Origin of the sequence: Dactylosporangium cerinum (assembly GCF_042653625.1) — a bacterium.
Classification (GTDB): Bacteria; Actinomycetota; Actinomycetes; order Mycobacteriales; family Micromonosporaceae; genus Dactylosporangium; species Dactylosporangium cerinum.
Genome location: NZ_JBHSIU010000039.1, coordinates 1 through 21,936, shown reverse-complemented (window position 1 = coordinate 21,936; position 21,936 = coordinate 1). Strand labels below are relative to the sequence as shown.

Here is a 21,936-nt window from a genome sequence, read left to right as displayed (position 1 = left end):
GTCCGGTTCCCAGGGATGTCTACGGTTGAATGGTGAGAATGGGAAGCGGGGGTTGACGGTGTGAGCGAGCACGACGTGTTCCTGGCCGACTGTCCGGCGCGCACCACGCTGTCGCTGGTGGCGGACACCTGGTCGGTCGTGGTGGTGTACGGGCTGGGCCAGGGGCCGCGTCGTTACAGCGATCTGCGGGAGCGGGTGGGTGGGATAAGCAAGAAGATGCTCACCCAGACGTTGCGAAAGCTGGAGCGCAGCGGGCTGGTCCGGCGGCGGGTGCTGGCAACCGCGCCGGCCGGTGTCGAATATGAGCTGACCGAGCTCGGGCGCACCCTGCTCGAACCGGTCGGGGTGCTGGCCAGGTGGGCGGAGGAGCATGCGGACGCGATCGCGGCGGCGGACTCGGGATAGCCGCCGGTGGGGAACCGATCGGTGCCCCACCGGCTTCTAGCGTTGCGGCATGAAGATTGGCGTGCTCGGCGCGGGTTCCATGGCACACGCGCTTGGCGGACAGTGGGTGGCCCAAGGCCACGAGGTATTCATTGGTGGCCGCGACGGGTGCAAGGCCGAAGCGCTCGGTGCAGAGCTCGGCGCTCAGAGCGGCTCGCTGCGGGAGGCGGCGGAGTTCGGTGATGTGGTGCTGATGGGGGTGCACTGGGCCGGTATCGAGGACACGGCCGTGGCGATCGGCGACGCGGTGCGCGGCAAGGTGGTGATCGACTGCGGCAACCCGGTAGAAGTCGAGGGCTTTACCCTCATCACCGAGCCCGGTGACTCGCTCGGCGAGCTGATCCAGCGACGGACGGGGGCCCGGGTGGTGAAGGCGTTCAACCTGTGCCATGCGGAGGTGTGGCAGATGCGGCCGCCGGTGTTCGACGGACGGCCGCTGGCCGTGCCGTACAGCAGCGATGATCCGGCTGCGAAAGAGGTAGTGGCGCAGCTGATTCGTGAGATGGGTGCCGACCCGATCGACCTCGGGCCGCTGTATCACTCCAAGGACTTGGAGGGGATGGGCACGGTCATCATCACACTGCTGTTCGGCGGGCTGGCCCCGCGTACCGTCTTCAACCTGGTAGCGGCGTGAGTGGTCGCGTGTTCGCCGGGTGCGATGGTGCGGTGATCGCGTGAGTGTGGCATTGGTGACCGGTGCGAATCAGGGCCTCGGCCTGGCTGTCGTTGAGCAGCTCAGCGCCGTCGTCGACACCGTCTATCTGACCGGCCGTGACGCCGATCGAGTCGCCCGCGCTGCGGCGGTCTTGCCGAAGAACGTGGTGGCGGAGCGGCTCGACGTTACCCGGCCATCGGACGTGACCAACCTCGCGTGCAGGCTGGCGGATCGGCACGAGCAGCTCGACATCGTGGTGTCCAATGCGGCGGCCCGGCTGAGCCCACAGCTGTCCAGTGCCGATCAGGTGCGAGGCCTCGTCGACACCAACAACCTCGGTACCACCAGAATGATCCGCGCGTTCGGTCCGCTGCTGCGGCCGGACGGGCGGTTCCTGGTGGTCGCCAGCTCGTTCGGGTCGCTGCGCCGCCTGCCCAACCAGCTCAGGGACCGGTTCGATGCGCGGGCAGTGACACTCGACGACCTCGACACGGTGATGCTCGATTACGTCGATGCCGTCGAGACCGGGCAGGCCGCGGTGCGTGGCTGGCCGGACTGGATCAATGTGCCGTCGAAGGTGGGCCAGGTGGCGGCGGCGCGCGTGTATGCGCGGTCAGCTGCTGGGCGGTTTGTGGCGGCAGTGTGTCCCGGGCTGGTCGACACGGAGGCGTCCAGACCATGGTTCGCGGACATGTCCGCGGCGCAGACGCCGATGCAGGCCGCAGCTGATGTGGTCGCGTTGGCGGTCGACGCGGTCGAACCGCGGTTCGCGGGGGAGTTGGTGCAACACCGCCGGGTCATCCCTTGGCGCTGACGACCGGACGAAGTGTTCGCCGAACGCGTCGACGGCGACACGACGAAATGCTGCAAGGCAGTCCGCGCCAAGGGCATCCGCAGACGCATCGCCCAGCGCGGCACACCGCAGGGTCAGGCGTCGGCGTGTTCAGGTGGGTCGTCGATGGGATTGTTTCGGATCGGGTGTTCGTGGACCTGAACCACGAGTGCAGCGCGTGGCTCGAGGGTTACGGCTTCGTCGCGGGCGTATCGAAGGTGTGAGGCGAGGTCGAGGGCCGGAGCTGGCGCGATCACACTGGTCTGCTGGACCGTCCAGTTCGAGATGAACGTGAGCAGACGGCCGTTGGCGAGGCCTGTGGCGACGGTGACGCCTTCGGGTGCCTGCCATTGCCGGGCGGCGGTCTGCGGGACCGCCCAGCGGGCGATGCTGCGCGCGAGCGGTGCGTTGGGAACGGTGCCCAGGTAGCTGAGCCGGCCAGCTCCGAACGCCCGTGTGGTCAATGCCGCCGATGCGCCGAGCTCGTTCGGTTGGCAGGTGGCCAGGACGTCAGCGTCGTCGACCTGCAGGATGTCGACCCATCCTGTTGCTGCCGCGCCCGGTTCGAGGGTGAGCTCGTCCGTCGCGGAGGACACCGGTAGCGGCTCGGAGAGGTTGCTGTATTCGTCGTCGTGCACGCCGGCCGCCTCGGCGAGGAACGCGGGCGCTACCACGGGCCGGGCCCGGGCGAGGTCGTCGCCGTAGCCGGTGCGGATCCCTGCGATGAGGTGTCCGCCGGCCCCGGCGTACTGGCGCATGTGCTCCAGCACCGCGTCGTCAGCGACGTAGACGGCGGGGGCGAGCAGGACGGGGAAGCTGCGAACCAGTTGCGCCGGTGTAGCGGCGAGGAACTGACTGAGGTGCTGCACGCGGACCTGGGCGCCGGCCTCGAAGCATCCCGGTAGAACGCGCTGAAGATGTCCAGATAGGAATACCGATTCGGTAAGCCGTCCAGGTCGGCAAGTGGTGGCTCGAACTCGAAGGCCCACTTGGTGTCGGTGGAGTACAGCAGCAGGACGTCCGCGTCGGGCACGTAGGCGTCCAGGGCGGGCCCGATCGTGTCGGGCTCGTAAAATTCGGTTCGCGGCTGTGACGTGCGGTTTTGCGTGGAGTTCACCCGTCGGTAGCGGTGACAATCGAGGCCATGACCGCTTCGCCGGTGTTGCCCTTGCCGAAAACCTCATCCGTGCAGGTCAGGCGGCATGTTGGTATTCGTGGAGGACGTCGCCGAGGCAATCGCGTCTTCGGATGTCGAGGCGGCCTATCTTGTCCGGGTCGACGATCGGTGTGGGTAGCGAGCGGAGCGGGCGGGCGTTCGCGATCCCCTGGTGTGGGCGGTGTCCATTGTAGAACTGTTCGAACTCGCGCAGCGCGTGGAGCAGGTGCCGCTGGCTCCAGATCAGGGTCCGGTCCAGCAGTTCGCGGCGGCAGGTCTGGACCCACCGTTCCATGATCGAGTTCATTCTCGGCATCTGGATGCCGCTGAGGACGATGTCGATGCCCGCGTCGGCGAGGATGGCGTCGAACAGTTCGGAGAACTTGCCGTCCCGGTCGCGGATCATGTACCGCGCTCGGGAGCCGTTGTCTTCGAGGTCCATGACGAGGTTCTCGCGGCCTGTGCCACCAGGAAGCAGTTGGATGGGCGGTAGCGCCCAGGATCCGGATCCGGCGGCTGGCGTGCTCGATCACCGCGAACACGTCGAACCGCACCTTCTCCTTGCCCAGCTGGCGTTCCAGCACCGCGATTTGATGGCGTAGGGCAAGGATTTCCACGGCCTTGTCCCGATTGCTCATCGGCAGCAGCCGCAGCACCGCGAACGCGTTCGTCACAGCCAGGTACGCCAGTCGCAGCAGCATGGCAGACCATCAAGCCGTATCGATTACCAGCTACGCCGAGGCCCAGCAACTGGGTCAACATCTCCGACATTCCCACACTGGCCCTCACCAGGGCGGAGGGGGTATTCGGCAAGGGCAATGCTGCGCCAGAGTTTTGACCTAGCAGCCTAGGGTGCTGTAGTCGATACGGTGGCCATCTCGGCGATGTTGCTGGACCCGTACCGGTATGCACCGGTACGGCAGCAAATGCGACCTTCGAGCCCGGCGGAGCCATTGTTGACAGCACCGCCATTGTCGGTGCTGGCTCACTAACCACTTGATTGCGTGTCAAGCAGTCGTAGACAGGCATGGGGTTTGCGGGTCGCATCGGCGATCTCCTGCGCCTTCGGCTCCAGGACGTGCTCGGTGATGTGCCCCTGTTCTCTCGGTGATGACGTGCTGTCGTAAGCCGAGACAGGGCAGGTTCCGAATCTGTGACAGCGGCTAGCCTGGGAGTCGCGAACGACCTTGGGGGGAACAGGTAGTGGTGGGGGATCTCGACGAGGCGGCGTCGATCTTCACGGGCGTGCGTCCACGCTTGTTCGGGATCGCGTATCGCATGCTCGGCAGCGTCAGCGAGGCCGAGGATCTGGTGCAGGACGTCTGGCTGCGCTGGCAGACGACGGACCGCAGCGTGGTGAACAATCCGGGGGCGTTTCTGGCGACGACCACGACGCGGCTGGCCATCAACGAGTTGCAGTCGGCCCGGGCGCGCCGCGAGACGTACATCGGGCCTTGGCTGCCGGAGCCGGTCGACACCAGCGCGGACCCGTTCCTGGGCGCCGAGCGCGGGGAGGCGCTGGAGCTCGCGGTCCTGACGCTGATGGAGAAGCTCACGCCGCATGAGCGGGCGGCGTATGTGCTGCGGGAGGCGTTCGATTACCCGTACACGCAGATCGCCGGGATCCTGCTGTCCACCGAGCAGGGCGCACGCCAGCTGGTCAGCCGGGCGCGCAAGCACATCGCCGGCGAGCGGAAGATTCCGGTGCCGGCGACCGCGCAGCGGCAGCTGTTGGCGACCTTCCTCGATGCCGCCCGCACCGGCGATCTCGAGACGCTGGAGAAGCTGTTCGCAGCCGAGGTGGCGAGCGTCTCGGACGGCAACGGCGCGCGTCAGGTCTCCCGCAAGGCGGTCGTGGGCGCGGCTCGCGTGGCGAAATACATCGCGGCGTTCTCCGCCTGGTACTGGGAGGGTGTGGACGTGCAGTGGGTCACGACGAACGGGCAGGCCAGCGCGGTCATGTGCCGCGGCGGCACGCTGCTCGGCATGGTCACGATCACCGCCTCCGAGACCGGTATCGACCAGGTGCTGTGGATGATGAATCTTGACAAGATCGCAGCATTTGCCGCTGTCACAAAGTAGGCGCCTGCCCTGTCATAGCTGCTGACAGCGAGAGACAGGGGACCATGGTGCGCACGATCCTGATCGTCGGCGGCGGGTACGCCGGCTTCTACACGGCCTGGAAGCTGGAGAAGAAGCTCCGCCGGGGCGAGGCGCGCGTGATCGTCGTCGACCCCCGGCCGTACATGACTTATCAGCCGTTCCTGCCCGAGGTGGTGGCAGGCTCGGTCGAGGCACGGCACGCCGCCGTCTCGCTGCGCCGGCACCTGAAGAAGACCGAGCTCATCGCCGGTCGGGTCACCAGGATCGACCACGCGCACAAGACCGTCACCGTGCACCCCGCGGTGGGAGACTCCTACCCGCTGGAATACGACATCATCGTCGTGACCGCGGGCGCGGTGGCCCGCACCCTCGCGATCCCGGGCGTGACCGAGCACGCGATCGGCATGAAGCACGTCGAGGAGGCCGTCGCGATCCGTGACCGGCTGCTGACCGCCTTCGACCAGGCCGCTGGGCTCCCGCCCGGCCCGCTGCGCCGGAAGCTGCTCACCGTCACGTTCGTCGGCGGCGGCTTCTCCGGCGTCGAGGGCTTCGGCGAGCTGCTGGCGCTGGCCAAGGCGCTGGTGCGCCGCTACCCCGAGCTGAGCCGGGACGAGCTGAGCTTCCACCTGGTGGAGGCGCGCGGCCGGATCCTGCCCGAGGTGACCGACAAGCCGGGCGAATGGGTGGTGCGCTCGCTGGAGAAGCGCGGCGGGCACGTGCACCTGAACGCACAGCTGCTCTCCGCGATCGACGGCCACGTGGTGCTGTCCACCGGCGAGGAGTTCGACTCCGAGCTGATCGTCTGGACCGTCGGCAACGCCGCGAACCCGATGGTGCACAACCACACCGACCTGCCCATCGACCAGCGCGGGCTGCTCATGGTCCGGCCCGACCTGCGGGTCGGCACCGACGAGGCGCCGGTGGCGGACGCGTGGGGCGCCGGCGACGACGCGGCCGTCCCCGACCTCAGCGCGGGGCAGCCCGGTGCGGCGACGGTGCCCAACGCCCAGCACGCGGTGCGGCAGGGCAAGCTGCTGGCCAAGAACCTGATCGCCACCCTGCGTGGGAGCGAGCCGAAGCCGTACCTGCACCACAGCCTCGGCGTGGTCGCCACGCTGGGCCTCGGCCGCGGCATCTTCCAGTTTCACCGCCTGGTCATCAAGGGCTTCCCGGCCTGGCTGATGCATCGCGGCTACCACGTGCTGGCGGTGCCCACCTGGGAGCGGAAGTTCCGGGTGTTCGCGGTCTGGGCGACCGCCGTGCCGTTCGGCCGTGACATCGTCTCCCTCGCGTCGGTGCAGCAGCCCCGGGAGGCGTTCCTGGCCGGTGCCGGCCCATACGTACCCGCACCCGCTCAACGGGCGGGTGCTGTGGAGGCGAGTGTGCTGGCGGGCGATGCCCCGCGTCCATGACGAGGTCGTACGCCGGCTCGCCGCTGCCTGCCGAACGGGCGAGGTCATCGCGATCGAGGCCGTCCTCGATCCGGACGCCGTTGCCGTGTGCGACAGCGGCGGCCGCGTACCGGCCCCGATCCGTCCCGTGCAGGGAGCAGCCAAGGTCGCCCGGCTGCTCGTTGTTCTGCTGCCCGGAGCCGACCTGACGATCGAGAGCGTCAACGGGCGCGCCGGCCTGGTGATCCGCCGGTCCGGCACCGCCGTGGCCGTGATCGCCGTCAGCCGCGGCGAGGAGCGGGCCACGACCCTCGGGGTCGTTCTGAATCCCGCGAAGCTGCGGGGCTGGCACCGCAACTGAGCCTTGTACTGGCAGGACATGGTTGCGAACGAGAAGCGGCGTCAACGTTGAGGCATGAAGAAGGTGACCATGCAGAACTCCATTGATCTGACCGGACGGCTCGCCGTGGTGACCGGAGCGAGCAGCGGCCTCGGACTCGGCCTGGCGACCCGCCTGGCCGCGGCCGGTGCCGAGATTCTCCTGCCGGTCCGCGACGAGGCCAAGGGCGAGGCCGCACTGACCCGCATCCGCGCCGAGGTGCCCGGTGCCGACGTGTCGCTCCACGAGCTCGACCTGGCCTCACTGAAGTCGGTGGAGGCGCTGGGGGACACCTTGCACGCCGAGGGCCGGCCGATCCACATCTTGATCAACAATGCCGGGCTGATGACGCCGGCCACGCGGCACACCACAGCCGACGGCTTCGAGCTCCAGTTCGGGACCAACCACGTCGGGCACTTCGCGCTCACCGGCCGGCTGCTGCCCCTGCTGAGCGCAGGCGGGGCCCGGGTGACGACCATGACCAGCAGCGCGGCGCGGCACGCCAAGCTGAACTGGGAGGACCTGCAGAGCGAGCGGGCGTACGCGCCGGTCCGCGCGTATAACCAGTCGAAGCTCGCGAACCTGATGTTCGCGCTCGAGCTCGACCGGCGTTCGAGAGCGGCTGGGTGGGGAATCGTCAGCAACGCCGCCCACCCGGGCACGACCCTGACCGGCCTGTACGCCGCCGGCCCCAACATGGGCCGGGAGAAGCCCTCGCCGATCGAGGCCGTCATGAAGCGACTGGCGAGCTGGGGCATGCTGGTCCAGGGCGTCGACCGGGGCCTGCTTCCGGCCTTGTACGCGGCCACCAGCCCCGAGGCGGAGGGTGGCCACTTCTACGGCCCGGACGGGTTCGGCCAGTTCACCGGCGGTCCGGCCGAGCTGGACCTCTACCGTCCGGCACGCGACGAGGCCGGGGCCGCCAGGTTGTGGGATGTCTCGCAGCGTCTCGCCGGTGTCGAGTTCGCGGCGGTGTGAGCATGGACCGCGCCCGGCTGGCCGAGTACCTGCGCACCCGTCGTGAAGCCCTGCAACCGGAGGATGTCGGGCTGCCCCGCGGGCGGCGGAGGCGCACGCACGGCCTACGCCGCGAAGAGGTCGCGGTGCTCTCCGACATGTCGATCGACTACTACAGCCGGCTCGAGCAGCCGCGCGGTCCCCATCCCTCCGAGCAGATCCTCGGCGCGCTCGCCCGCGGGTTGCGTCTGTCCATGCAGGAGCGTGACCATCTCTTCCGGCTGGCCGGGTACGCCACTCCGCGCCGCTCCACCGATAACCACGTCAACCCTGGGATGATGCGCATCTTCGACGGTCTGCGAGATGCCGCGGCGCAGGTGGTGAGCCCGCTCGGCGAGACATTGCTGCAGACCCCGCTGTCCATCGCCCTGATCGGCGACGAGAGCGTCCACAATGGTCTCGCGCGCAGTCTGCACTACCGCTGGTTCACCGACCCGGCGACGCGGCTTCTCCGGCCCGCGGAGAGGCCGCTCATCGTCGCGGACCTGCACGAGTCGTACATCCGTGACGGCAAGGATTCCCGGGCGGGCGCGCTGGTCGGCGCGCTGCTCGAGGAAAGCCCGGAGTTCGCCGCGATCTGGCGCGAGCATCCGGTGGCGAGCCGTTACTGTGGCCAGGTCCGGCTCATGCATCCGGAGGTCGGGCCGATCGACCTGCACTGCCAGCGGCTGATCGATCCGGACCAGTCGCAGCAACTGGTCGTCTACACCGCGCAGCCCGGCAGCGAGAGCAACGAGAAACTTGAGCTTCTGAAAGTGATCGGCGGCCAGCACCTCGACGAGGCGCCGGCCGCCGATCACGGCGCCTAGCGGGTCAGCCAGTCGCGGTAGGTGGTCTTCGCGAGGACTGCGCCCTCCGGGGCGATCAGGACGTCGCCGGACACCGCGCCGAACATGCCGGCGGTCGGGTCGACGACGACCGTGTGCTGGTCGCCCTTGGCGGCCAGCGCGGCGCGGCCCCACTCGTCGAGCGTGAAGACCTCCGGGCCGGCCACGTTCCGGGTGCCCTGCAGCGGCGCACCCACGGCGACGTCGGCCACCGCCTTCGCGACGTCGGCCGACGCCATCGGCTGTACCGGCGTGCTGGGCAGCCGCACCGTGTCGCCGTCGGTGGTCCAGGAGAGGATCGCGTCGACGAACTCGAAGAACTGAGTGGCGCGGACGATCGAGTACGGCACCGGGCTGGCCTTCAGGATCTCCTCCTGCAGCGCCTTGGCGCGGTAGTAGGCGAGGTCCGGCACCTGGTCGACGCCGACGATCGAGAGGATCACGGCGTGGCCGACGCCCTCGCGCTGCGCGGCCGCCAGCAGGTTGTCCATCGTCGTGCGGAAGAAGTCGGCCGATGCCTCGTCGAAGGTCGGCGAGTTGGTCAGATTCAGCACGACGTCGGCGCCCTTGAGTCCGGTGTCGAGGCCCTCGCCGGTGAGCAGGTCCACGCCGTTCGACGGGGACAGCGGCACCGCCTCGTGCCCCTCGGCCTGCAGGATCTTGACGACCTGCGACCCGATGAGCCCGGTACCACCCAGCACGGCGATCTTCATGTCTTTCACTCCCTCTGTTGCGGGGTTTACCTGTCTGCGTCAGCTATGACCGGACGGCACCGCCGGTTGTGACTCGCGGTCGTCAAATACTTCGGGGTGTACTGAAGGTGAGCAGGTCGGCCAGGCCGAAGCACGCTCCGGCGGCAGGGAGGGTCGGCGCCCAGCCGGCCGCCCTCGTCGAGCACCTGGCACCCGCAGTGCCGCCGGCCGATGATTGGCTCTCGACCCGCAACGGCGCGCCACGGAGAGTGGACTCCACTGCCGTACCGAGGGGGACTTTGTGATGCAGGTTGCCGTGGTCACCTTCGATGGCTTCAACGAGCTCGATAGCTTCATCGCCTCCGCGCTGATCAACCGGTGCCGGAACGACGGTGTGGAGGCCTTCATCACGACGCCGGCGCCGGTGGTCACGTCGATGAACGGCGTCGTGGTGACCGGGCAGCGCCCGATGGAGTTCGTGACCGAAGCCGACGTCGTGCTGATCGGTAGCGGGGTGAAGGCGCGGGACGTGGCCGCCGACGACCGGATGCTCTTCAGGCTGCGGCTCGACCCTTCACGGCAGCTGATCGGTGCCCAGTGCTCCGGCGCGCTGGTCCTCGCCCGGCTAGGGTTGCTGGATGGCATGCCCGCCTGCACGGACATGAAGACTCGGCCGTTCGTCGAAGCGTGCGGCGTCACCGTGCTCGACGTGCCGTTCCACGCCGAGGGGAACGTTGCTACGGCCGGTGGTTGCCTGGCGTCACAGTATCTCGCCACATGGGTGATCACCCGGCTGCTCGGGCAGGACGCCGCGCGCGACGTCATCGGGTATGTGGCTCCGGTCGGCGAACAGCAGCAGACCGTCGAGCGCGCCATGCGTGCCGTCCACGCGGGGGAGGCCGTCCTCGGCTGATGCCCCGCCGCTTTCGCCTGGCCAGGCACGCGCGGCTCCCTTGCACCGGAGCAACGGTGGCATGACCGGCGGTGAACACGCCCGGAGTGCACTGCATAGGTGCGCCCCGATGGGCCTGCCGACCTACGGGCCCGGCGCCGGCCTCTCGGCACTGCCGCTCAGCGGGCCCTCTTCGTCGCCCGCTTGCGGGGAGGCGTCAACAGCTCCGCGATCCCCGCGATCGTCGACGGGACCAAGCGGTAGTACGCCCAGACGCCGCGCTTCTCGCGCTCGAGCAGGCCGGCTTCGGTGAGGATCCGAAGGTGATGACTCACGGTCGGCTGGGAAAGGTCAAGCGGCGGGGTGAGGTCGCTCACGGACGCCTCGCCCTCCGGAGCGGACTGGATCAGGCTGAGCAGTTGCAGCCGGGCCGGGTCGGCGATTGCCTTCAGCACTCCCGCGAGCCGCTCGGCATCGGCGCGCTCAATCGGCTCGCCAGCAAGCGGCGAAGTAGCAGGCATAGCAGTTTTCGCAGTTCCCACGCCCTCCATTGTTCCACGGATGACGTATCCGGCACGGCAGTACGTGCGTCCGGTGGTGCGAGCAATGATCAAGTGTCAAGCAGTCGACGCGCCGTCGATGTCGGTCGGTAGCTTGGCGATCAGTGTCGTCCCGGCACCTGCTGGGCTTGAGATCTGCAGGCGTCCATCGAGCGCCTCGACCCGGTCGGCGAGACCTACGAGCCCCGAGCCGAGGGCCGGGTCGGCGCTGCCGACGCCGTCGTCGCGGATCGACATCGTGAGGAACTCACGCGCCGTGTGATCGTCGGTGGTGATGTCGACGTCCACCTCGACCTTGGAGGCGTGGGCGTGCTTGGCGGCGTTTGTGAGCGCTTCGGACACGACGTAGTAGGCGGCGACCTCGACGCGGCTCGGCAGTCGGCGTTTGGGGCCTGGGTTGATGGTGGCCGGGACGGGGCTGCGGCGCGCGAGCGCCTTCAGCGCGGGAGTGAGGCCGCCCTGGGAGAGGACGGCCGGGTGGAGGCCCCGCGAGATCTCCTGCAGGTCCGTGAACGCGTCGGTCAGGCCTTCGGCCGTCCGGCCGAGCCGCGCCTTGGCCTCGTTGGGGTCGCCCGGCAGCAGTGCCTCGGCCGTGCGCAGTTCGAGGCCGAGCGACACGAGGCGCTGCTGGACGCCGTCATGCAGGTCGCGTTCGATACGGCGGCGGGCCTCGTCGGCGGCCAGGACGATCCGGGTACGCGACGCGTTGAGCTGGGCCCGGCTCTCGGTGTTTGCGACCGCGGTGCCGACGAGCTCGGTGAACTGGGCCAGCCGCTCTTCGGTATCGGGTGGCGCCGGTTCGCGCCGGGTCCACAGGACAACGAGTGCGCCCCAGACCCGGCCCTCGACCATGATCGGTGTGGCGACCGACGAGTTGAACCCTTCTTTGCGTGCCAGGTAGGGGAGGGCGCCGTTGCGGTCGTCGTAGCTGTCGACGCGGGCTGGGTGGGCGGTGCGCAGCACCAGCTCCGTGATGCCGCCTTCGACGGCGAACTGGCGCCCCAGCTGAGGTTCGGTGCCGGGTTTGCTGTACTCGGCGATGACGGTGACGGTGTCGGGCGTCTCGTGGCGCAGCAGGCTCGTGGCGTCCGCCGCCAGCAGTGACGCCGTCTCGGCGGCGACCGCGGCCACGACGTCGGCCGGTGGCGCGCCGTGGGCGACGAGCACCGCCACCCGCCGCAGGCTCGCCTGTTCCGCTGCGAGCTCGTGCAGCGAGTTGGTCAGGGCCTCGCGTTCGGTCGCGGCCTGCAGCAGTATCTCCAGCCGGGGTACCGCCCGTTCGCGCAGCCGGCGCAGGATCGGCTCTGGCAGATCGGCGGGGATGAGCAGGGTGCCGGTCTGCGAGCCGTACTGCAGCGGGAGCGCCGCTTGGTGTTCCTCGGCCGGGACGTTGTCGCGTTCGATCGCCGCGAACGGCAGCTGCAGAGTTTGTGCGAGGCGGTGCGACGCCTCCGGCAGCACCGACCGCAGATTGTGTAGGGTCAGCATGCGGCGGGCCACCCCGGCGAACAGGTCGGCCTCCTCATGGCGCTGGACCGACTCGACCGCTCGAACGCGGGCCAGTTCGGCCATCAAGCTGGCCGTTACCGCCGCTACGAGGAACGCCGCGAGTCCTGCCCATGCCTGGGTCTGACTGAGGTCGAACTGCCGAACGGCCGCGACATAGCCGATGCTGTAGGCCGTGACGCTCACGACCGTCATCGCCAACGCCAGCCACAGGCCCCAGATTGTGGAGATCGCCAGCACGCCGAGCAGGAAGAACACCACCAGGACGTCCCGCGACACCATGTGTTCGAGCAGACGGACCAGCACCATCTCGACCACGATGAGCAGCGCGCCGACCGCGATCCCCAGCCAAAGCGGCGGCGGCGTCGGCCGCACCAGCCGGGCAGCCAGGCGTTCCAACATCACCGAACCACCTCCCAGCATCTGCCGCCAGCGCGACTCGCTGTCACTGCCACGATCAGTTCGTCGTGTGACACGAGCGATGGTGACCGCATCGTCCCCGGCCGTCGGCCATGCCGCCTGCGCAACCTGGATACCCGGGATGAGGCCGTTGTGCCTGCCTCGATCACCATCATGTCGGCCACTGCAGGTCACCCTATGCCGCTCACCCGGCGCGATCGAGCGAGGCGAAGGGTGACAACGACCGGTCGACCGGCGCGAGCCTCGAACCACCAACGCACGGGGTGCCTCTCAAGGCCGTACCACTGATGCGTAAGCAGCACGCCGCGATTGAGCCAACGGCCGGGGAGCAGAGCGAGCAAACCAGCCGAGAAGCCAAGCCGGGCTGTGGGTATGAAACCGACACGAGCTTCCTGTCACCGACCCGGGCCGATGCAGCCGCGCAACCGATGCTCGACCCGCTGCGCGATGGCCAGCAGGTCAGTTGCCCGCAACTGGTGGACCCGTGCATTGTCCGAATCCGGGCGTGCCGGCGCAGCATGTCGGCCATCCTGGAAACCACATCCGTGCGGGTGCCGTCCAGGTCGACCGTCTGGTCGGCGTACGTCAAGACGTCGGCCGCCGGGGATACTTCGCGGGGAAAACTCGCCGAGTTCCCGGCCGAGACCCCGGACGCTCGCGACGTACCTGGCACCGGAGTGGTGTGCGACGAGCGCGCAGATCCGTGCCGGCCACCCGGCCCGTGCCAGAAACCGCGCGCCGTCGAGCGGGTGGAACCCGGTGTCATGCAGGTCCGCTGCGTAGCCGATGTCGTGCAGCCAAGCCGCCGCCAGGACAATGTCAAGGTCCGCCAGGTCCACAGCATCGCGCAGTTCGGCCGCACGGTGCGCCACGCCCGCCGAGTGCCGCTGCCGCTGCGGCATGCTCGCCAGTACACGCAGCGCCAGACGTTGCGCCACATCGACGTCAACGGAAATCGCCGCTCATCGCTGAGTCCCTCGAGGTTCATCGCAGAGATCCACAACGCGTTCAGCGGATGTTCACCGATTGCCCTGGCTTGGGATGACCCTCAGCCTGCCCGGCGGTACTGGGTGGCGCCGCGCCGCGGGCTGGGCGGCCGGCGTTGACCGGCACCTCGACCGGTGCCTTGACCGGTGCCTTGACCGGTGCCTTGACCGGTGCCTTGACCGGCACCTTGATCTGCATGAGCGTCCCGGCTCCCGGCGGGCTCACCAGTCGCATCGCTGCGTCCATTGCCTCGACGCGGTCCGTCAGGCCAGTCAGTTCTGAGTCGTTGAGGTCGGCGCCGCCGATACCGTCGTCGCGCACCGTCACGTCGAGGAACTCTTCGGACAACGCGGCAGAGATGTGGATGACGCTTGCCTTTGCATGCTTCGTTGCGTGGGTCAGCGCTTCGAATACGATGTAGTAGGCGCCGATTTCGACTGGCTGCGGGAGCCTCTCGTCAACTCGCAGGTCGAGCTCCACCGGTATGGTTGAGCTTCGGGTCAGCGCCTGGATCGCCGGCCGCAGGCCTTTGTCAGAAAGGGTCGCTGGATACACACCCCGGTAGATTTTCCGGAGACACTCAGTCGCCTCAACCAGCCCTTCGGCGACTTTGCTGAGTTCGTCTGTGAGCTCCGAACGTTCGGGTGGGACTGAGGTGCGTGCCAGGCCGAGTGACAGGCCCAGTCTGGCGAGTCGCTGCTGCAAGCCGTCCTGGAGGTCGTGTTCGATACGGCGCCTGGTTTCGTCGAAGGCGGCGAACGTCCGCGCCTTCGCGGTGGAGCGTTCGAACGTCCGGGCCAGTTCCACCCGGGACCGGACCCCGAGTTTGGTGAACACGCGGCGAAGGTGCGAGTGGACGGAGGACGGGGAAAGCGCCAGCCGCTGCGCGACCGCGCGACTGGTCAGTCCTTCGGAGACGAGCTCGGCCACCGTGCGTTCGGCGGCGGTGAGGCTCATCAGCCCGGAGGGCGGCATGGTCTCGTCGATGGTCGTGCCATCCGCCACCCGGTTCGGCATCGGCTGGAGCCAGATCAGCGCACCGATCACCCGGTCGCCGTCTCGAACCGACTTGCACCGAATGGCGAGCGGGGAGCCGTCGATGAGCTGTAGCTGTTGGGGTGCAGGCCTGCCGCCGGTGAGCACCGGGGTCATCAGATCCGACAATTGTTCTCGGTCTGCGGTCTGCAGCAACGCTGCCGCCGCCGGGTTGGTGAGCGTGGTGGTCGGGCTGAGCAGGATCAGCGGGCCTGAGGTCCTGCGCTGGGCGGTGGCGAATTCCTCGCGCAAGGCTCGTTCGGTCGCCGAGCAGTCGGCACGCAACCTCTGCTCGATGTCCCGGGCGGCACGCCTGACGAGACCCAGCGCGAGTGGGGTGGCATGGGAGCCGTCGCACGCCAGGCTGATCGTCCCGACGAGGCCGCCGTCGGGACCTGTAATCGGATTGGCCGCGGAGGCCATGCCGACGAGGGCCTCGGCGAAGTGCTCGGCCTGGATCACCCCCGAAGGTCTGGCATTTGCGAGCGCGGTACCGATCGCGTTGGTGCCGACCTGGGTTTCGCCGTACTGGAAGCCGGGAGCGAGGCTGATCCGGTCGAGCAGCTGCACGACCGCCGGCTCGTCCGCTATGCGGCCGATGACGTGGCCGTGCTCGTCGGACATCAACACGCCGATCTCGCAGCCTTCGAGGTCCTGCGTCAACTGAGTGAGAACCGGCCCTGCGGCACTCGTCAACCGAGCCGTATCGTCGAAATCCGGCTGATACGGGACCGTGAAGTTGCCGGGATGTAGCCCTAGCCGCAGACACCGTTCCCAGGACGAGGCTATCGCCTTACGCGCGACCCGAGGTTGCTCGTGACAGTTCACGAGACGTTCCAGGTCCGCGCGGAGATCGTTTGTCGAGGCTTGGGGGAGCATGATGTATTCCTGGTAGCTCCCTGAAAGCCTACGCTCTGCCTGGAGTTTCCCACAGGGTCGTCGATGGCCACACGGGATGCGCTGCGCCAGGCAACCAAACATCACCAACCTGGCCGTCAGCCCCGACGGTCGTCGCCTTGTGCCGGGCAGTCGCGACATGACCGTGCGGACCTGGGATCCGTCCACCGGTCACCCGGTCGGCGCGCTGGCCGGTCACACCGCCCGGGCGGCCGCGGTCGCGGTCGGACCCGACGGCTCCGTGGTCGCCTCGGCCGGCGACGACAGGACCGTCCAGCTGTGGGACGCCGCCGCCGACACGCCGCTGATGACGCTTCGCGACCACACCGACCTGGTGCTCAGCCTCGCCTTCGACGGTCACGGGTTGCTCGCCAGCGGGAGCGCCGACAAGACCGTGCGCCTCTGGTGCGCCGACGGCACCCCGCTGGGCGGACCGTCGCGTGGAGCCCGGACGGCGGACGCCTCTACACCGCCGGCAACGACCGGATGATCACGCGGTGGACGACGCGGCCCGACGATGCGGCCGAGATCCTCCACGCCGACGTGACGGCCGACCGCCCGTGACCGCGCCACCGGCTGGAATGCAACAGCGCCGGCGCAGGTACTTGCGAGGTATGCGTGGTCAGATCCGCCGTCCATGGCGATTCCTCTCGCCCGGCGGTCGTTCATACCGGCGTCGCCGCATGGACAACGATGAGTGGAATTCTGCGGCTCGCCCCCCGGACGGCGCATCCAGCGATGCGGCCGTGACGTCAGCGCGCTGGCGTCCCTCGGCGTTTCACAGGCACATGGCCGTCCTCGCCGGTGGTGGCAAGTATCCGCGACTGTCGGGGCTCCACACGATCCTCCGCATGTCGTTGGTACGCCGGGTGAGGTCCATCCTCCAAGGTTCGGACCGTCCCGCTACGGCGCGGGGTGGATCGCGTCGAAGTCGATGAGCAGGTGGCTGGGGCCGCGCAGGGTCGGGTTCGGGCGATACGGCGGCGGGTCGGCGGCCAGCCGCGGGTGGTCCAGCCTGGTGGGGCGCGTAAATCAGGTTTCGGCTATGCGGCCTGCGTGTATTCGTTGATCAGCCCGCCCAGGATCTGGCGTCGTTGAACGCGGGCGGCGGTGAGGTCGATGACCTGTGGTTGGTGGGTTCGGTGGTTGTTGGTCGAGCGATCTGTGTGGTTGGTGGCCGTTGTAGTGGGCAGCGTACTCGGTCAGGACGCTCGTCAGGTGTCGTTCGCCAGCGATGAGGATCCGGTCGGTGCACTCGCGTCGTAGGGTGCCGACCCAGCGTTCCGCGTAGGCGTTCGCCCTCGGTGCCTGTGGCGGTGTGCGGAACACGTCGATCCCGGCGGCGGTGAAGACCGCGTCGAACGCTGCGGTGAACTTCGCATCTCGGTCGCGGAGTATGAACCGGAGCCTGTCGGCTGCCTGGTCGAGGGTCATCAGCAGGTTCCGTGCCTGTTGCGTGACCCAGGCGCCGGTCGGGTGCCTCGTGACTCCGGCGATGTGGACTTGGCGGGTGGCGAGTTCGATGAAGAATAGAACGTAGATCCGTTGCAGCAGCACGGTGTCTACCATGAAGAAGTCACACGCCAGGATCGTGCGGGCCTGGGCGGTCAGGAACTGCTGCCAGGTCGGTCCGGTCCGGCGGGGTGCCGGGTCGACGCCGGCCCGGTGCAGGATCTTCCAGACCGTGCTGGCCGCGATCCGGTAGCCCGGCCGAGCCAGTTCACCTTTCACGCGGCGATGACCCCAGGTCGGGTTCTCCGCGGCCAGACGCAGCACCAGCTCACGCAGCTCTCGGTCGATCGGTGGCCGGCCAGGCGATGCGTGTGGATAGGTCCGGTGTCGGGCGATCAGCTGCCGGTGCCAGCGCAACAGCGTGGCCGGGGTGACGAAGAACGCTGACCACTGCGGTCGGGGCAGCAGCCGCGACAGCGCGGCCAGCACCACCCGATCCTCGGGCTGCATGTCCGGGCGGTGGACCTGCCGGCGAAGGACCGCGACCTGATGGCGCAACACGAGCAGTTCGACGTCCTTCGCTCCGCCGTCGCGGGCGAGCTGGGTGAGCATCTGCAGAATCTGGCGCAGGAGCAGGTACGCCAGCGAACCGGTCATGACCTCGATTGTCGCCGCTACCGCCGGGCGGACTCCGTACAAAACCGCACGTCACAGCCGAGAACCGAATTTACGAGCCCGACACGTATCTTCTCCTCGGTGACCTACTTCGCAGACCTGACGCACGCGTACTCGCTCTTCGACCACGACACCGTCAGATACGAATGGGGCACACTGGACTACCGGCCGCGGTACGAGCGGCTCAGCGTCGGCTGGTTGGATGGCTCGCAGCCGTTCGACACGGGCCCGGTCCCGGACGGGTTCGCCGATGCGTTGCTCGACATCGTCGGCAACCCGGCCGTCAACGAGACGCGCGGCCTGCACGGCTGTGAGTTCTGCCCGTCAGACACGAGTCTCATCGCCGATCCGCGGTCGGACGGCGAGTCCTGGCTTGCGTTCCGCGAGATCAGGGTGCCGGCCCGGCCGGGCGTGATGTTCGCGGCGCCGGCGCTGATCTGGCATTACGTCTCCGCTCATGCCTACCGGCCGCCCGCGGAGTTCGTCGAGGCGGTGCAGCGTTATGACGCCGGCTGGGCCACCGAGCCGAGCCCCTGGATCCCGCCCGACGGGGAGCGCGCGGTCTGGGGCCGCACCGCCAGGAACGTCATGCTTCGGTGTGTGAGGTGCGGCCAGAAGTTCGAGTTGCACTACACGCCGGACGAGCCTGGTCGCAGGGCGTTATCGCTGGCCACCCAGCAGCTCAGGGAACAGTGCCCCGACCACGGCAAGGAATGGGAATTCTGGGACAAGATCCGATGATGCATCGGCGTGCCCGCGTGACCGCCGATGCCGATGCCGCCGACGTGGCCGGATGCTCCGGCCGCGGCGGTACCCCTCGGACCTGACCGACGAACACTGGGCGCTGGTCGGGTCGCTGCTCCCCGCGCCCAAGCACGGTCCGGGGTGCCGGTGAGCCACAGGGAGTCGGTGCCGGTGTCTCGTTCGCGACACGGGTGTCGCCGGGCGCGAGGGAGACATGCGACAGTGCACCCGCCTGCCGGTTGTCGGTGGGGCCGGGTGGAGAGGCGCTGCGACGGACGGGTGTCCGCCACGCTCCACCTCGGTGTCGATGGCAAGGGCGCCTCCGACAAGGAGGTTGCCGTGCAGGGTGGCGTGGGTCGTCGGCCGGTGGGCCGGGTGGTGGGGCTGTGGAGGTACCCGGTCAAGTCCATGGGGGCGGAGGAGCTGCGGGAGGCTCGCGTCTCCTGGCACGGCGTGGCCGGTGACCGCCGTTGGGCCTTCATGCGCGATGGTCAGGTCCGCAACGGCATGCCGTGGCTGACGATCTCGCGGCGGCCGGAGATGGTGCTGTACCGGCCGTGGTTCGTGGAGCCGGACCGGCCCCACGCCTCCTGCACCATGGTGCGCTCGCCGTCGGGCGAGGAGTTCGAGGTCGTCGATCCGGCGCTGGCCCGGCAGCTGGGCGACGGGCTCCGCGTGGTCAAGCAGGATCGGGGCGTCTTCGACGCCATGCCGCTGTCGGTGATCACGACCCGGTCCGTCGCCGGGGTCGGAGCGCTGGCCGGCGCACCGCTCGACGTGCTGCGCTTCCGGCCCAACCTGCTGATCGAGGCGGACGACCCGACAGGCTTCCCCGAGGACGCGTGGGTCGGCCGTGTACTGCACGTGGGCCGGTTGCGATGCGCGTCGACGTGCGCGACCAGCGATGCGCCGCGCGGCATGGCAACGACGTGCCCATGCCGCGCAGGGTTCGTCGACTACCTCGATATCACTTGCCCGGAACCTGCTCGAAGGTGCCGCCGGGGCGTTCCACGGTCACCGGGCTGCCGTAGTCGGACAGCTCCAGCGTCCCGTCGAGCACGGCGGTTTCCGTAGCGAAGCGCTGGGTGGCCTGGTAGACCACCTTCGCGATCCGCTTGTCCGAGCCCACCGTCACGTCGCCGACCATGGTGCCGCCCGTGAGGCCTTTGCGTGGCGGGATGGCTACTTCGAAGTGGTACCGGTCCGGGCCGGTCTGGCTGATCTTGGCGCCGGACTTCGTGAGGGCATCGAACAGTTGATGTGGATCGGCGGAAAGAGAGAGCACGTCGGTCTTGAGATCGTAGACGAAGTTGGTGTATTTCTTGCCCGGGTCATGCGTCCAGTCCACTCGCTGGTCAGTGCTGGGGGTGGGCTTTCCTTTCGGGTTGCTGGGGATGGGTCGGAGGTGGACCAGGTCGGCGGTGTACAGGTCGCCATTGACAAGCCGCTGTTCGCTCCAGGGCAGAGCATCGCCGGACGCGAAGAACAGGTAGCCGGTTGTCGTGGCCGGGTCGAATGCCCCGGTGGCGACCATCGATGGGCTGCCGGGCTGGCTCCGGACGATGATGGTGTTCTTCACCCGGTAGCTGATGCCCTGGCTGGCGGAGACCGCGGCGGCCAGGCGCAGCTGCGGTGACCCGGCGCCAGCCACCGATGGCCGGTCGGGGGTGGCTGCCGGCCCGGTGCCACCGGCGGCGAGCACGCTGGCGGCCAGCGCGCCGGCCAACCCGACCACACCAACCGCGTATGCGCTCCGCGTGACCATCGTGCGACGCCGCTGGCTGCGCAGCGTCTGGCCGACAAGGTCGGTGGTGATGGTGATGCCAGCGACCCGCTCACGCATCCCCTCGGTCAGCTGTTCCTCGATAAAGTTCGTCACTTCCCAGCTCCATTCCATGCCTGGACGTCCTCGGTCGCCCAGTCGGCGGTGAGCTCACGCAGGCGGGCAAGCCCGCGCGAGGCGGTGGACTTGACGGTTCCGACAGAACACCCGAGCACATCGGCGGCCTCGGCCTCGCTGAGCTGCTCCCAGTAACGCAGCACCAGCACCGCGCGCTGCCGGGGCGGCAGGGTAGCCAGCGCCTGCACGAGCACGTGCCGCAGGTGTACCGCGTCAGTGCCGTCCGGCTGCCCGGGCGGTTCCACCTCCGCCAGCACCTCTGGCCGTCGCCGCCGCAGGCGCCACTGGTCCACCGCGAGGTGGTACAGGGTTCGGCGCAAGTACCCTTCCTTGTCGCCGCGCACCCGGCTCCAGTGACGCACCAGCCGCTCCAGAGCCGCCTGTAACAAATCCTCGCCCGCTACCCGACTGCCGGCCAGTAGCACCGCCGTACCGAGCAACGCGCTGCCCCGCTCGGCGACGAGGACATCCAACCCCTCATAGCTGTTCTTCCAGCCCACGCGGGTTCTCCTTCCGTCGCTGGCAAGGACGCCAGCGCCGCCCGAAAGGTTGACCGGTGACCAGGAGGCATCCGCGGACTCCCTGGTACGTCTCGTATTTGTAACTGAGCGCCGAATCCACACGCGATCAAACGAGCCGTCGACGCGGGCGTTGCGCTGCTGAGGTGACGGGTTCCACGCCCGGCGTGGACGGATCAGCGGCGGCCCAAGATTGTCGACGATCGGTAGTTCCCTGATCGTGAACGGCCCAGATTCGGGGGAATTTCATGATCGCCGACACCAAGATCAAGCACCCTCATCTGGTTCCCCTCTTGGTCAAGGGATCATGGCGACTTTGTTTTAGGCTTCTTGGTGGCGGGTCCGGGTTGTGACTTGTCCGAAGAGGCGGCTGTCGGGATTGGGCCGTCCGCGCTGGATTGCAGAGTCGCTCCCGTGTGTCCTCCCGGACCCGTCTCACCAGCTCCGCTGGCCTTTGCGTCGTGCAGCATCCGCTTGTAGACGACGTCGGACAAGTGGCGTTTGAGCGCGCGGAGGGCTTCCATCGTGGTTTTGCCTTCGGCGAGGCGGCGCCGGTAGTAGGCGCGGCCGGGTGTGTCACGGCGGAGCTGGACGATGGCCATGATGTGCAGGACGCGGTTGATACGACGGTTTCCGGCGCGGGAGAGCCGGTGGCGGCGTTGGTCGCCGGAGGACGCCTTGAGTGGCGCGGTGCCGTTCCAGGAGGCGAAGTGCGCTGGGGTGCGGAACCGGCTGATGTCGGCGATGTCGCCGATCAGCCGGGCGGCGCCGGACGGGCCGATGCCGTGCAGGCCGGTCAGGGTGCTGCCGTGTTCGGTGACGAGCTGGCGTAGTTGCTTGTCGGCTGCCCGGAT

General features: G+C 68.6%; 23 protein-coding genes. 12 read left to right on the top strand and 11 right to left on the bottom strand.

What is annotated here, in order from left to right; all coding sequences use genetic code 11:
- The first annotated feature begins 60 nt into the window (after nucleotides 1–60).
- From ACFPIJ_RS28575 to ACFPIJ_RS28565, 3 genes are read left to right on the top strand one after another with little or no spacing between them, the layout of a single operon-like run.
- On the top strand, nucleotides 61–405 hold the full coding sequence (locus ACFPIJ_RS28575; RefSeq protein ID WP_380119225.1) for a winged helix-turn-helix transcriptional regulator: 345 nt from the start codon (nucleotides 61–63) through the stop codon (nucleotides 403–405).
- A gap of 49 nt (nucleotides 406–454) precedes the next feature.
- Nucleotides 455–1,078: an NADPH-dependent F420 reductase gene (locus ACFPIJ_RS28570; RefSeq protein WP_380119223.1), complete on the top strand. Its 624-nt coding sequence runs from the start codon at nucleotides 455–457 to the stop codon at nucleotides 1,076–1,078.
- 46 nt (nucleotides 1,079–1,124) lie between these two features.
- Nucleotides 1,125–1,913 carry an SDR family NAD(P)-dependent oxidoreductase gene (locus ACFPIJ_RS28565; RefSeq protein WP_380119221.1) on the top strand — a complete coding sequence of 263 codons (789 nt, stop codon included), beginning with the start codon at nucleotides 1,125–1,127 and terminating at the stop codon, nucleotides 1,911–1,913.
- Nucleotides 1,914–2,026: 113 nt separating this feature from the next.
- On the opposite strand, the gene ACFPIJ_RS28560 is transcribed toward ACFPIJ_RS28565, so the two are convergent.
- Together ACFPIJ_RS28560 and ACFPIJ_RS28555 are read right to left on the bottom strand one after the other, a co-directional pair.
- On the bottom strand, nucleotides 2,027–2,800 hold the full coding sequence (locus ACFPIJ_RS28560; protein WP_380119219.1) for a beta-galactosidase trimerization domain-containing protein: 774 nt from the start codon (nucleotides 2,798–2,800) through the stop codon (nucleotides 2,027–2,029).
- Between the two features lie 324 nt (nucleotides 2,801–3,124).
- A complete protein-coding gene (locus ACFPIJ_RS28555) occupies nucleotides 3,125–3,493 on the bottom strand; it encodes an integrase core domain-containing protein (protein ID WP_380119217.1) in 369 nt (122 codons plus the stop codon).
- Between the two features lie 800 nt (nucleotides 3,494–4,293).
- Here ACFPIJ_RS28555 and ACFPIJ_RS28550 point away from each other — a divergent pair.
- From ACFPIJ_RS28550 to ACFPIJ_RS28530, 5 genes are read left to right on the top strand one after another with little or no spacing between them, the layout of a single operon-like run.
- Nucleotides 4,294–5,169, top strand: coding sequence for a sigma-70 family RNA polymerase sigma factor (locus ACFPIJ_RS28550; RefSeq protein ID WP_380119216.1), 876 nt, complete (start codon nucleotides 4,294–4,296; stop codon nucleotides 5,167–5,169).
- Between the two features lie 44 nt (nucleotides 5,170–5,213).
- Complete coding sequence (locus tag ACFPIJ_RS28545) at nucleotides 5,214–6,602, top strand: NAD(P)/FAD-dependent oxidoreductase (protein WP_380119214.1); 1,389 nt, start codon at nucleotides 5,214–5,216, stop codon at nucleotides 6,600–6,602.
- Nucleotides 6,586–6,942: a sigma-70 family RNA polymerase sigma factor family protein gene (locus ACFPIJ_RS28540; protein ID WP_380119212.1), complete on the top strand. Its 357-nt coding sequence runs from the start codon at nucleotides 6,586–6,588 to the stop codon at nucleotides 6,940–6,942. Before ACFPIJ_RS28545 ends, ACFPIJ_RS28540 begins: the two co-directional genes overlap by 17 nt.
- Nucleotides 6,943–6,996: 54 nt before the next feature.
- Complete coding sequence (locus tag ACFPIJ_RS28535; protein WP_380119210.1) at nucleotides 6,997–7,938, top strand: SDR family oxidoreductase; 942 nt, start codon at nucleotides 6,997–6,999, stop codon at nucleotides 7,936–7,938.
- Between the two features lie 2 nt (nucleotides 7,939–7,940).
- Entirely contained in the window at nucleotides 7,941–8,786 is an 846-nt protein-coding gene (locus tag ACFPIJ_RS28530) for a helix-turn-helix transcriptional regulator (RefSeq protein ID WP_380119208.1), read from the top strand.
- Here ACFPIJ_RS28530 and ACFPIJ_RS28525 read toward each other — a convergent pair.
- Nucleotides 8,783–9,517 carry an SDR family oxidoreductase gene (locus tag ACFPIJ_RS28525; RefSeq protein ID WP_380119206.1) on the bottom strand — a complete coding sequence of 245 codons (735 nt, stop codon included), beginning with the start codon at nucleotides 9,515–9,517 and terminating at the stop codon, nucleotides 8,783–8,785. The two genes, ACFPIJ_RS28530 and ACFPIJ_RS28525, sit on opposite strands and share 4 nt — an antisense overlap.
- A gap of 283 nt (nucleotides 9,518–9,800) precedes the next feature.
- On the opposite strand from ACFPIJ_RS28525, the gene ACFPIJ_RS28520 reads away from it, so the two are divergent.
- Complete coding sequence (locus ACFPIJ_RS28520) at nucleotides 9,801–10,409, top strand: DJ-1/PfpI family protein (RefSeq protein WP_380119204.1); 609 nt, start codon at nucleotides 9,801–9,803, stop codon at nucleotides 10,407–10,409.
- A 158-nt stretch (nucleotides 10,410–10,567) separates the two neighbouring features.
- Here ACFPIJ_RS28520 and ACFPIJ_RS28515 read toward each other — a convergent pair whose 3' ends face one another.
- From ACFPIJ_RS28515 to ACFPIJ_RS28500, 4 genes are all read right to left on the bottom strand, one after another.
- A complete protein-coding gene (locus ACFPIJ_RS28515) occupies nucleotides 10,568–10,939 on the bottom strand; it encodes an ArsR/SmtB family transcription factor (RefSeq protein WP_380119359.1) in 372 nt (123 codons plus the stop codon).
- Between the two features lie 66 nt (nucleotides 10,940–11,005).
- Nucleotides 11,006–12,856, bottom strand: a complete 1,851-nt coding sequence (locus ACFPIJ_RS28510; protein ID WP_380119357.1) for a sensor histidine kinase — start codon at nucleotides 12,854–12,856, stop codon at nucleotides 11,006–11,008.
- Between the two features lie 413 nt (nucleotides 12,857–13,269).
- The gene (locus tag ACFPIJ_RS28505; protein ID WP_380119202.1) at nucleotides 13,270–13,776 is read right to left on the bottom strand and encodes an HD domain-containing protein; all 507 of its coding nucleotides are present in this window, start codon (nucleotides 13,774–13,776) and stop codon (nucleotides 13,270–13,272) included.
- A 106-nt stretch (nucleotides 13,777–13,882) separates the two neighbouring features.
- A complete protein-coding gene (locus ACFPIJ_RS28500) occupies nucleotides 13,883–15,559 on the bottom strand; it encodes a LuxR C-terminal-related transcriptional regulator (protein ID WP_380119200.1) in 1,677 nt (558 codons plus the stop codon).
- A 292-nt stretch (nucleotides 15,560–15,851) separates the two neighbouring features.
- Here ACFPIJ_RS28500 and ACFPIJ_RS28495 point away from each other — a divergent pair, with 292 nt between their 5' ends.
- Nucleotides 15,852–16,283 carry a WD40 repeat domain-containing protein gene (locus ACFPIJ_RS28495; protein ID WP_380119198.1) on the top strand — a complete coding sequence of 144 codons (432 nt, stop codon included), beginning with the start codon at nucleotides 15,852–15,854 and terminating at the stop codon, nucleotides 16,281–16,283.
- A gap of 542 nt (nucleotides 16,284–16,825) precedes the next feature.
- Here the strand turns inward: ACFPIJ_RS28495 and ACFPIJ_RS28490 are convergent.
- Nucleotides 16,826–17,734, bottom strand: coding sequence for an integrase core domain-containing protein (locus ACFPIJ_RS28490; RefSeq protein WP_380119196.1), 909 nt, complete (start codon nucleotides 17,732–17,734; stop codon nucleotides 16,826–16,828).
- A 30-nt stretch (nucleotides 17,735–17,764) separates the two neighbouring features.
- On the opposite strand from ACFPIJ_RS28490, the gene ACFPIJ_RS28485 reads away from it, so the two are divergent.
- Together ACFPIJ_RS28485 and ACFPIJ_RS28480 are read left to right on the top strand one after the other, a co-directional pair.
- The gene (locus tag ACFPIJ_RS28485; protein WP_380119194.1) at nucleotides 17,765–18,661 is read left to right on the top strand and encodes a DUF7919 family protein; all 897 of its coding nucleotides are present in this window, start codon (nucleotides 17,765–17,767) and stop codon (nucleotides 18,659–18,661) included.
- 27 nt (nucleotides 18,662–18,688) lie between these two features.
- Complete coding sequence (locus ACFPIJ_RS28480) at nucleotides 18,689–19,738, top strand: MOSC N-terminal beta barrel domain-containing protein (protein WP_380119192.1); 1,050 nt, start codon at nucleotides 18,689–18,691, stop codon at nucleotides 19,736–19,738.
- Here the strand turns inward: ACFPIJ_RS28480 and ACFPIJ_RS28475 are convergent.
- The 3 genes from ACFPIJ_RS28475 to ACFPIJ_RS28465 form a co-directional block, all read right to left on the bottom strand.
- On the bottom strand, nucleotides 19,632–20,561 hold the full coding sequence (locus ACFPIJ_RS28475; RefSeq protein ID WP_380119190.1) for a hypothetical protein: 930 nt from the start codon (nucleotides 20,559–20,561) through the stop codon (nucleotides 19,632–19,634). The two genes, ACFPIJ_RS28480 and ACFPIJ_RS28475, sit on opposite strands and share 107 nt — an antisense overlap.
- Entirely contained in the window at nucleotides 20,540–21,064 is a 525-nt protein-coding gene (locus ACFPIJ_RS28470) for a SigE family RNA polymerase sigma factor (RefSeq protein ID WP_380119188.1), read from the bottom strand. The genes ACFPIJ_RS28475 and ACFPIJ_RS28470 overlap by 22 nt, the downstream gene beginning before the upstream one ends.
- A gap of 323 nt (nucleotides 21,065–21,387) precedes the next feature.
- Nucleotides 21,388–21,936, bottom strand: a 549-nt coding sequence (locus ACFPIJ_RS28465) for a transposase (RefSeq protein ID WP_380119186.1), incomplete at its 5' end; no start/stop codon positions are given.

Bases quoted from the DNA above. Each gene is read 5' to 3' on its own strand.
- ACFPIJ_RS28570 (WP_380119223.1), top strand. From the start codon at position 455: ATGAAGATTGGCGTGCTCGGCGCGGGTTCCATGGCACACGCGCTTGGC.
- ACFPIJ_RS28555 (WP_380119217.1), bottom strand. From the start codon at position 3,493: ATGATCCGCGACCGGGACGGCAAGTTCTCCGAACTGTTCGACGCCATC.
- ACFPIJ_RS28545 (WP_380119214.1), top strand. From the start codon at position 5,214: ATGGTGCGCACGATCCTGATCGTCGGCGGCGGGTACGCCGGCTTCTAC.
- ACFPIJ_RS28540 (WP_380119212.1), top strand. From the start codon at position 6,586: ATGCCCCGCGTCCATGACGAGGTCGTACGCCGGCTCGCCGCTGCCTGC.
- ACFPIJ_RS28535 (WP_380119210.1), top strand. From the start codon at position 6,997: ATGAAGAAGGTGACCATGCAGAACTCCATTGATCTGACCGGACGGCTC.
- ACFPIJ_RS28530 (WP_380119208.1), top strand. From the start codon at position 7,941: ATGGACCGCGCCCGGCTGGCCGAGTACCTGCGCACCCGTCGTGAAGCC.
- ACFPIJ_RS28525 (WP_380119206.1), bottom strand. From the start codon at position 9,517: ATGAAGATCGCCGTGCTGGGTGGTACCGGGCTCATCGGGTCGCAGGTC.
- ACFPIJ_RS28520 (WP_380119204.1), top strand. From the start codon at position 9,801: ATGCAGGTTGCCGTGGTCACCTTCGATGGCTTCAACGAGCTCGATAGC.
- ACFPIJ_RS28515 (WP_380119359.1), bottom strand. From the start codon at position 10,939: ATGGAGGGCGTGGGAACTGCGAAAACTGCTATGCCTGCTACTTCGCCG.
- ACFPIJ_RS28510 (WP_380119357.1), bottom strand. From the start codon at position 12,856: ATGTTGGAACGCCTGGCTGCCCGGCTGGTGCGGCCGACGCCGCCGCCG.
- ACFPIJ_RS28505 (WP_380119202.1), bottom strand. From the start codon at position 13,776: ATGCCGCAGCGGCAGCGGCACTCGGCGGGCGTGGCGCACCGTGCGGCC.
- ACFPIJ_RS28495 (WP_380119198.1), top strand. From the start codon at position 15,852: ATGCGCTGCGCCAGGCAACCAAACATCACCAACCTGGCCGTCAGCCCC.
- ACFPIJ_RS28480 (WP_380119192.1), top strand. From the start codon at position 18,689: ATGCCGATGCCGCCGACGTGGCCGGATGCTCCGGCCGCGGCGGTACCC.
- ACFPIJ_RS28475 (WP_380119190.1), bottom strand. From the start codon at position 20,561: ATGGAATGGAGCTGGGAAGTGACGAACTTTATCGAGGAACAGCTGACC.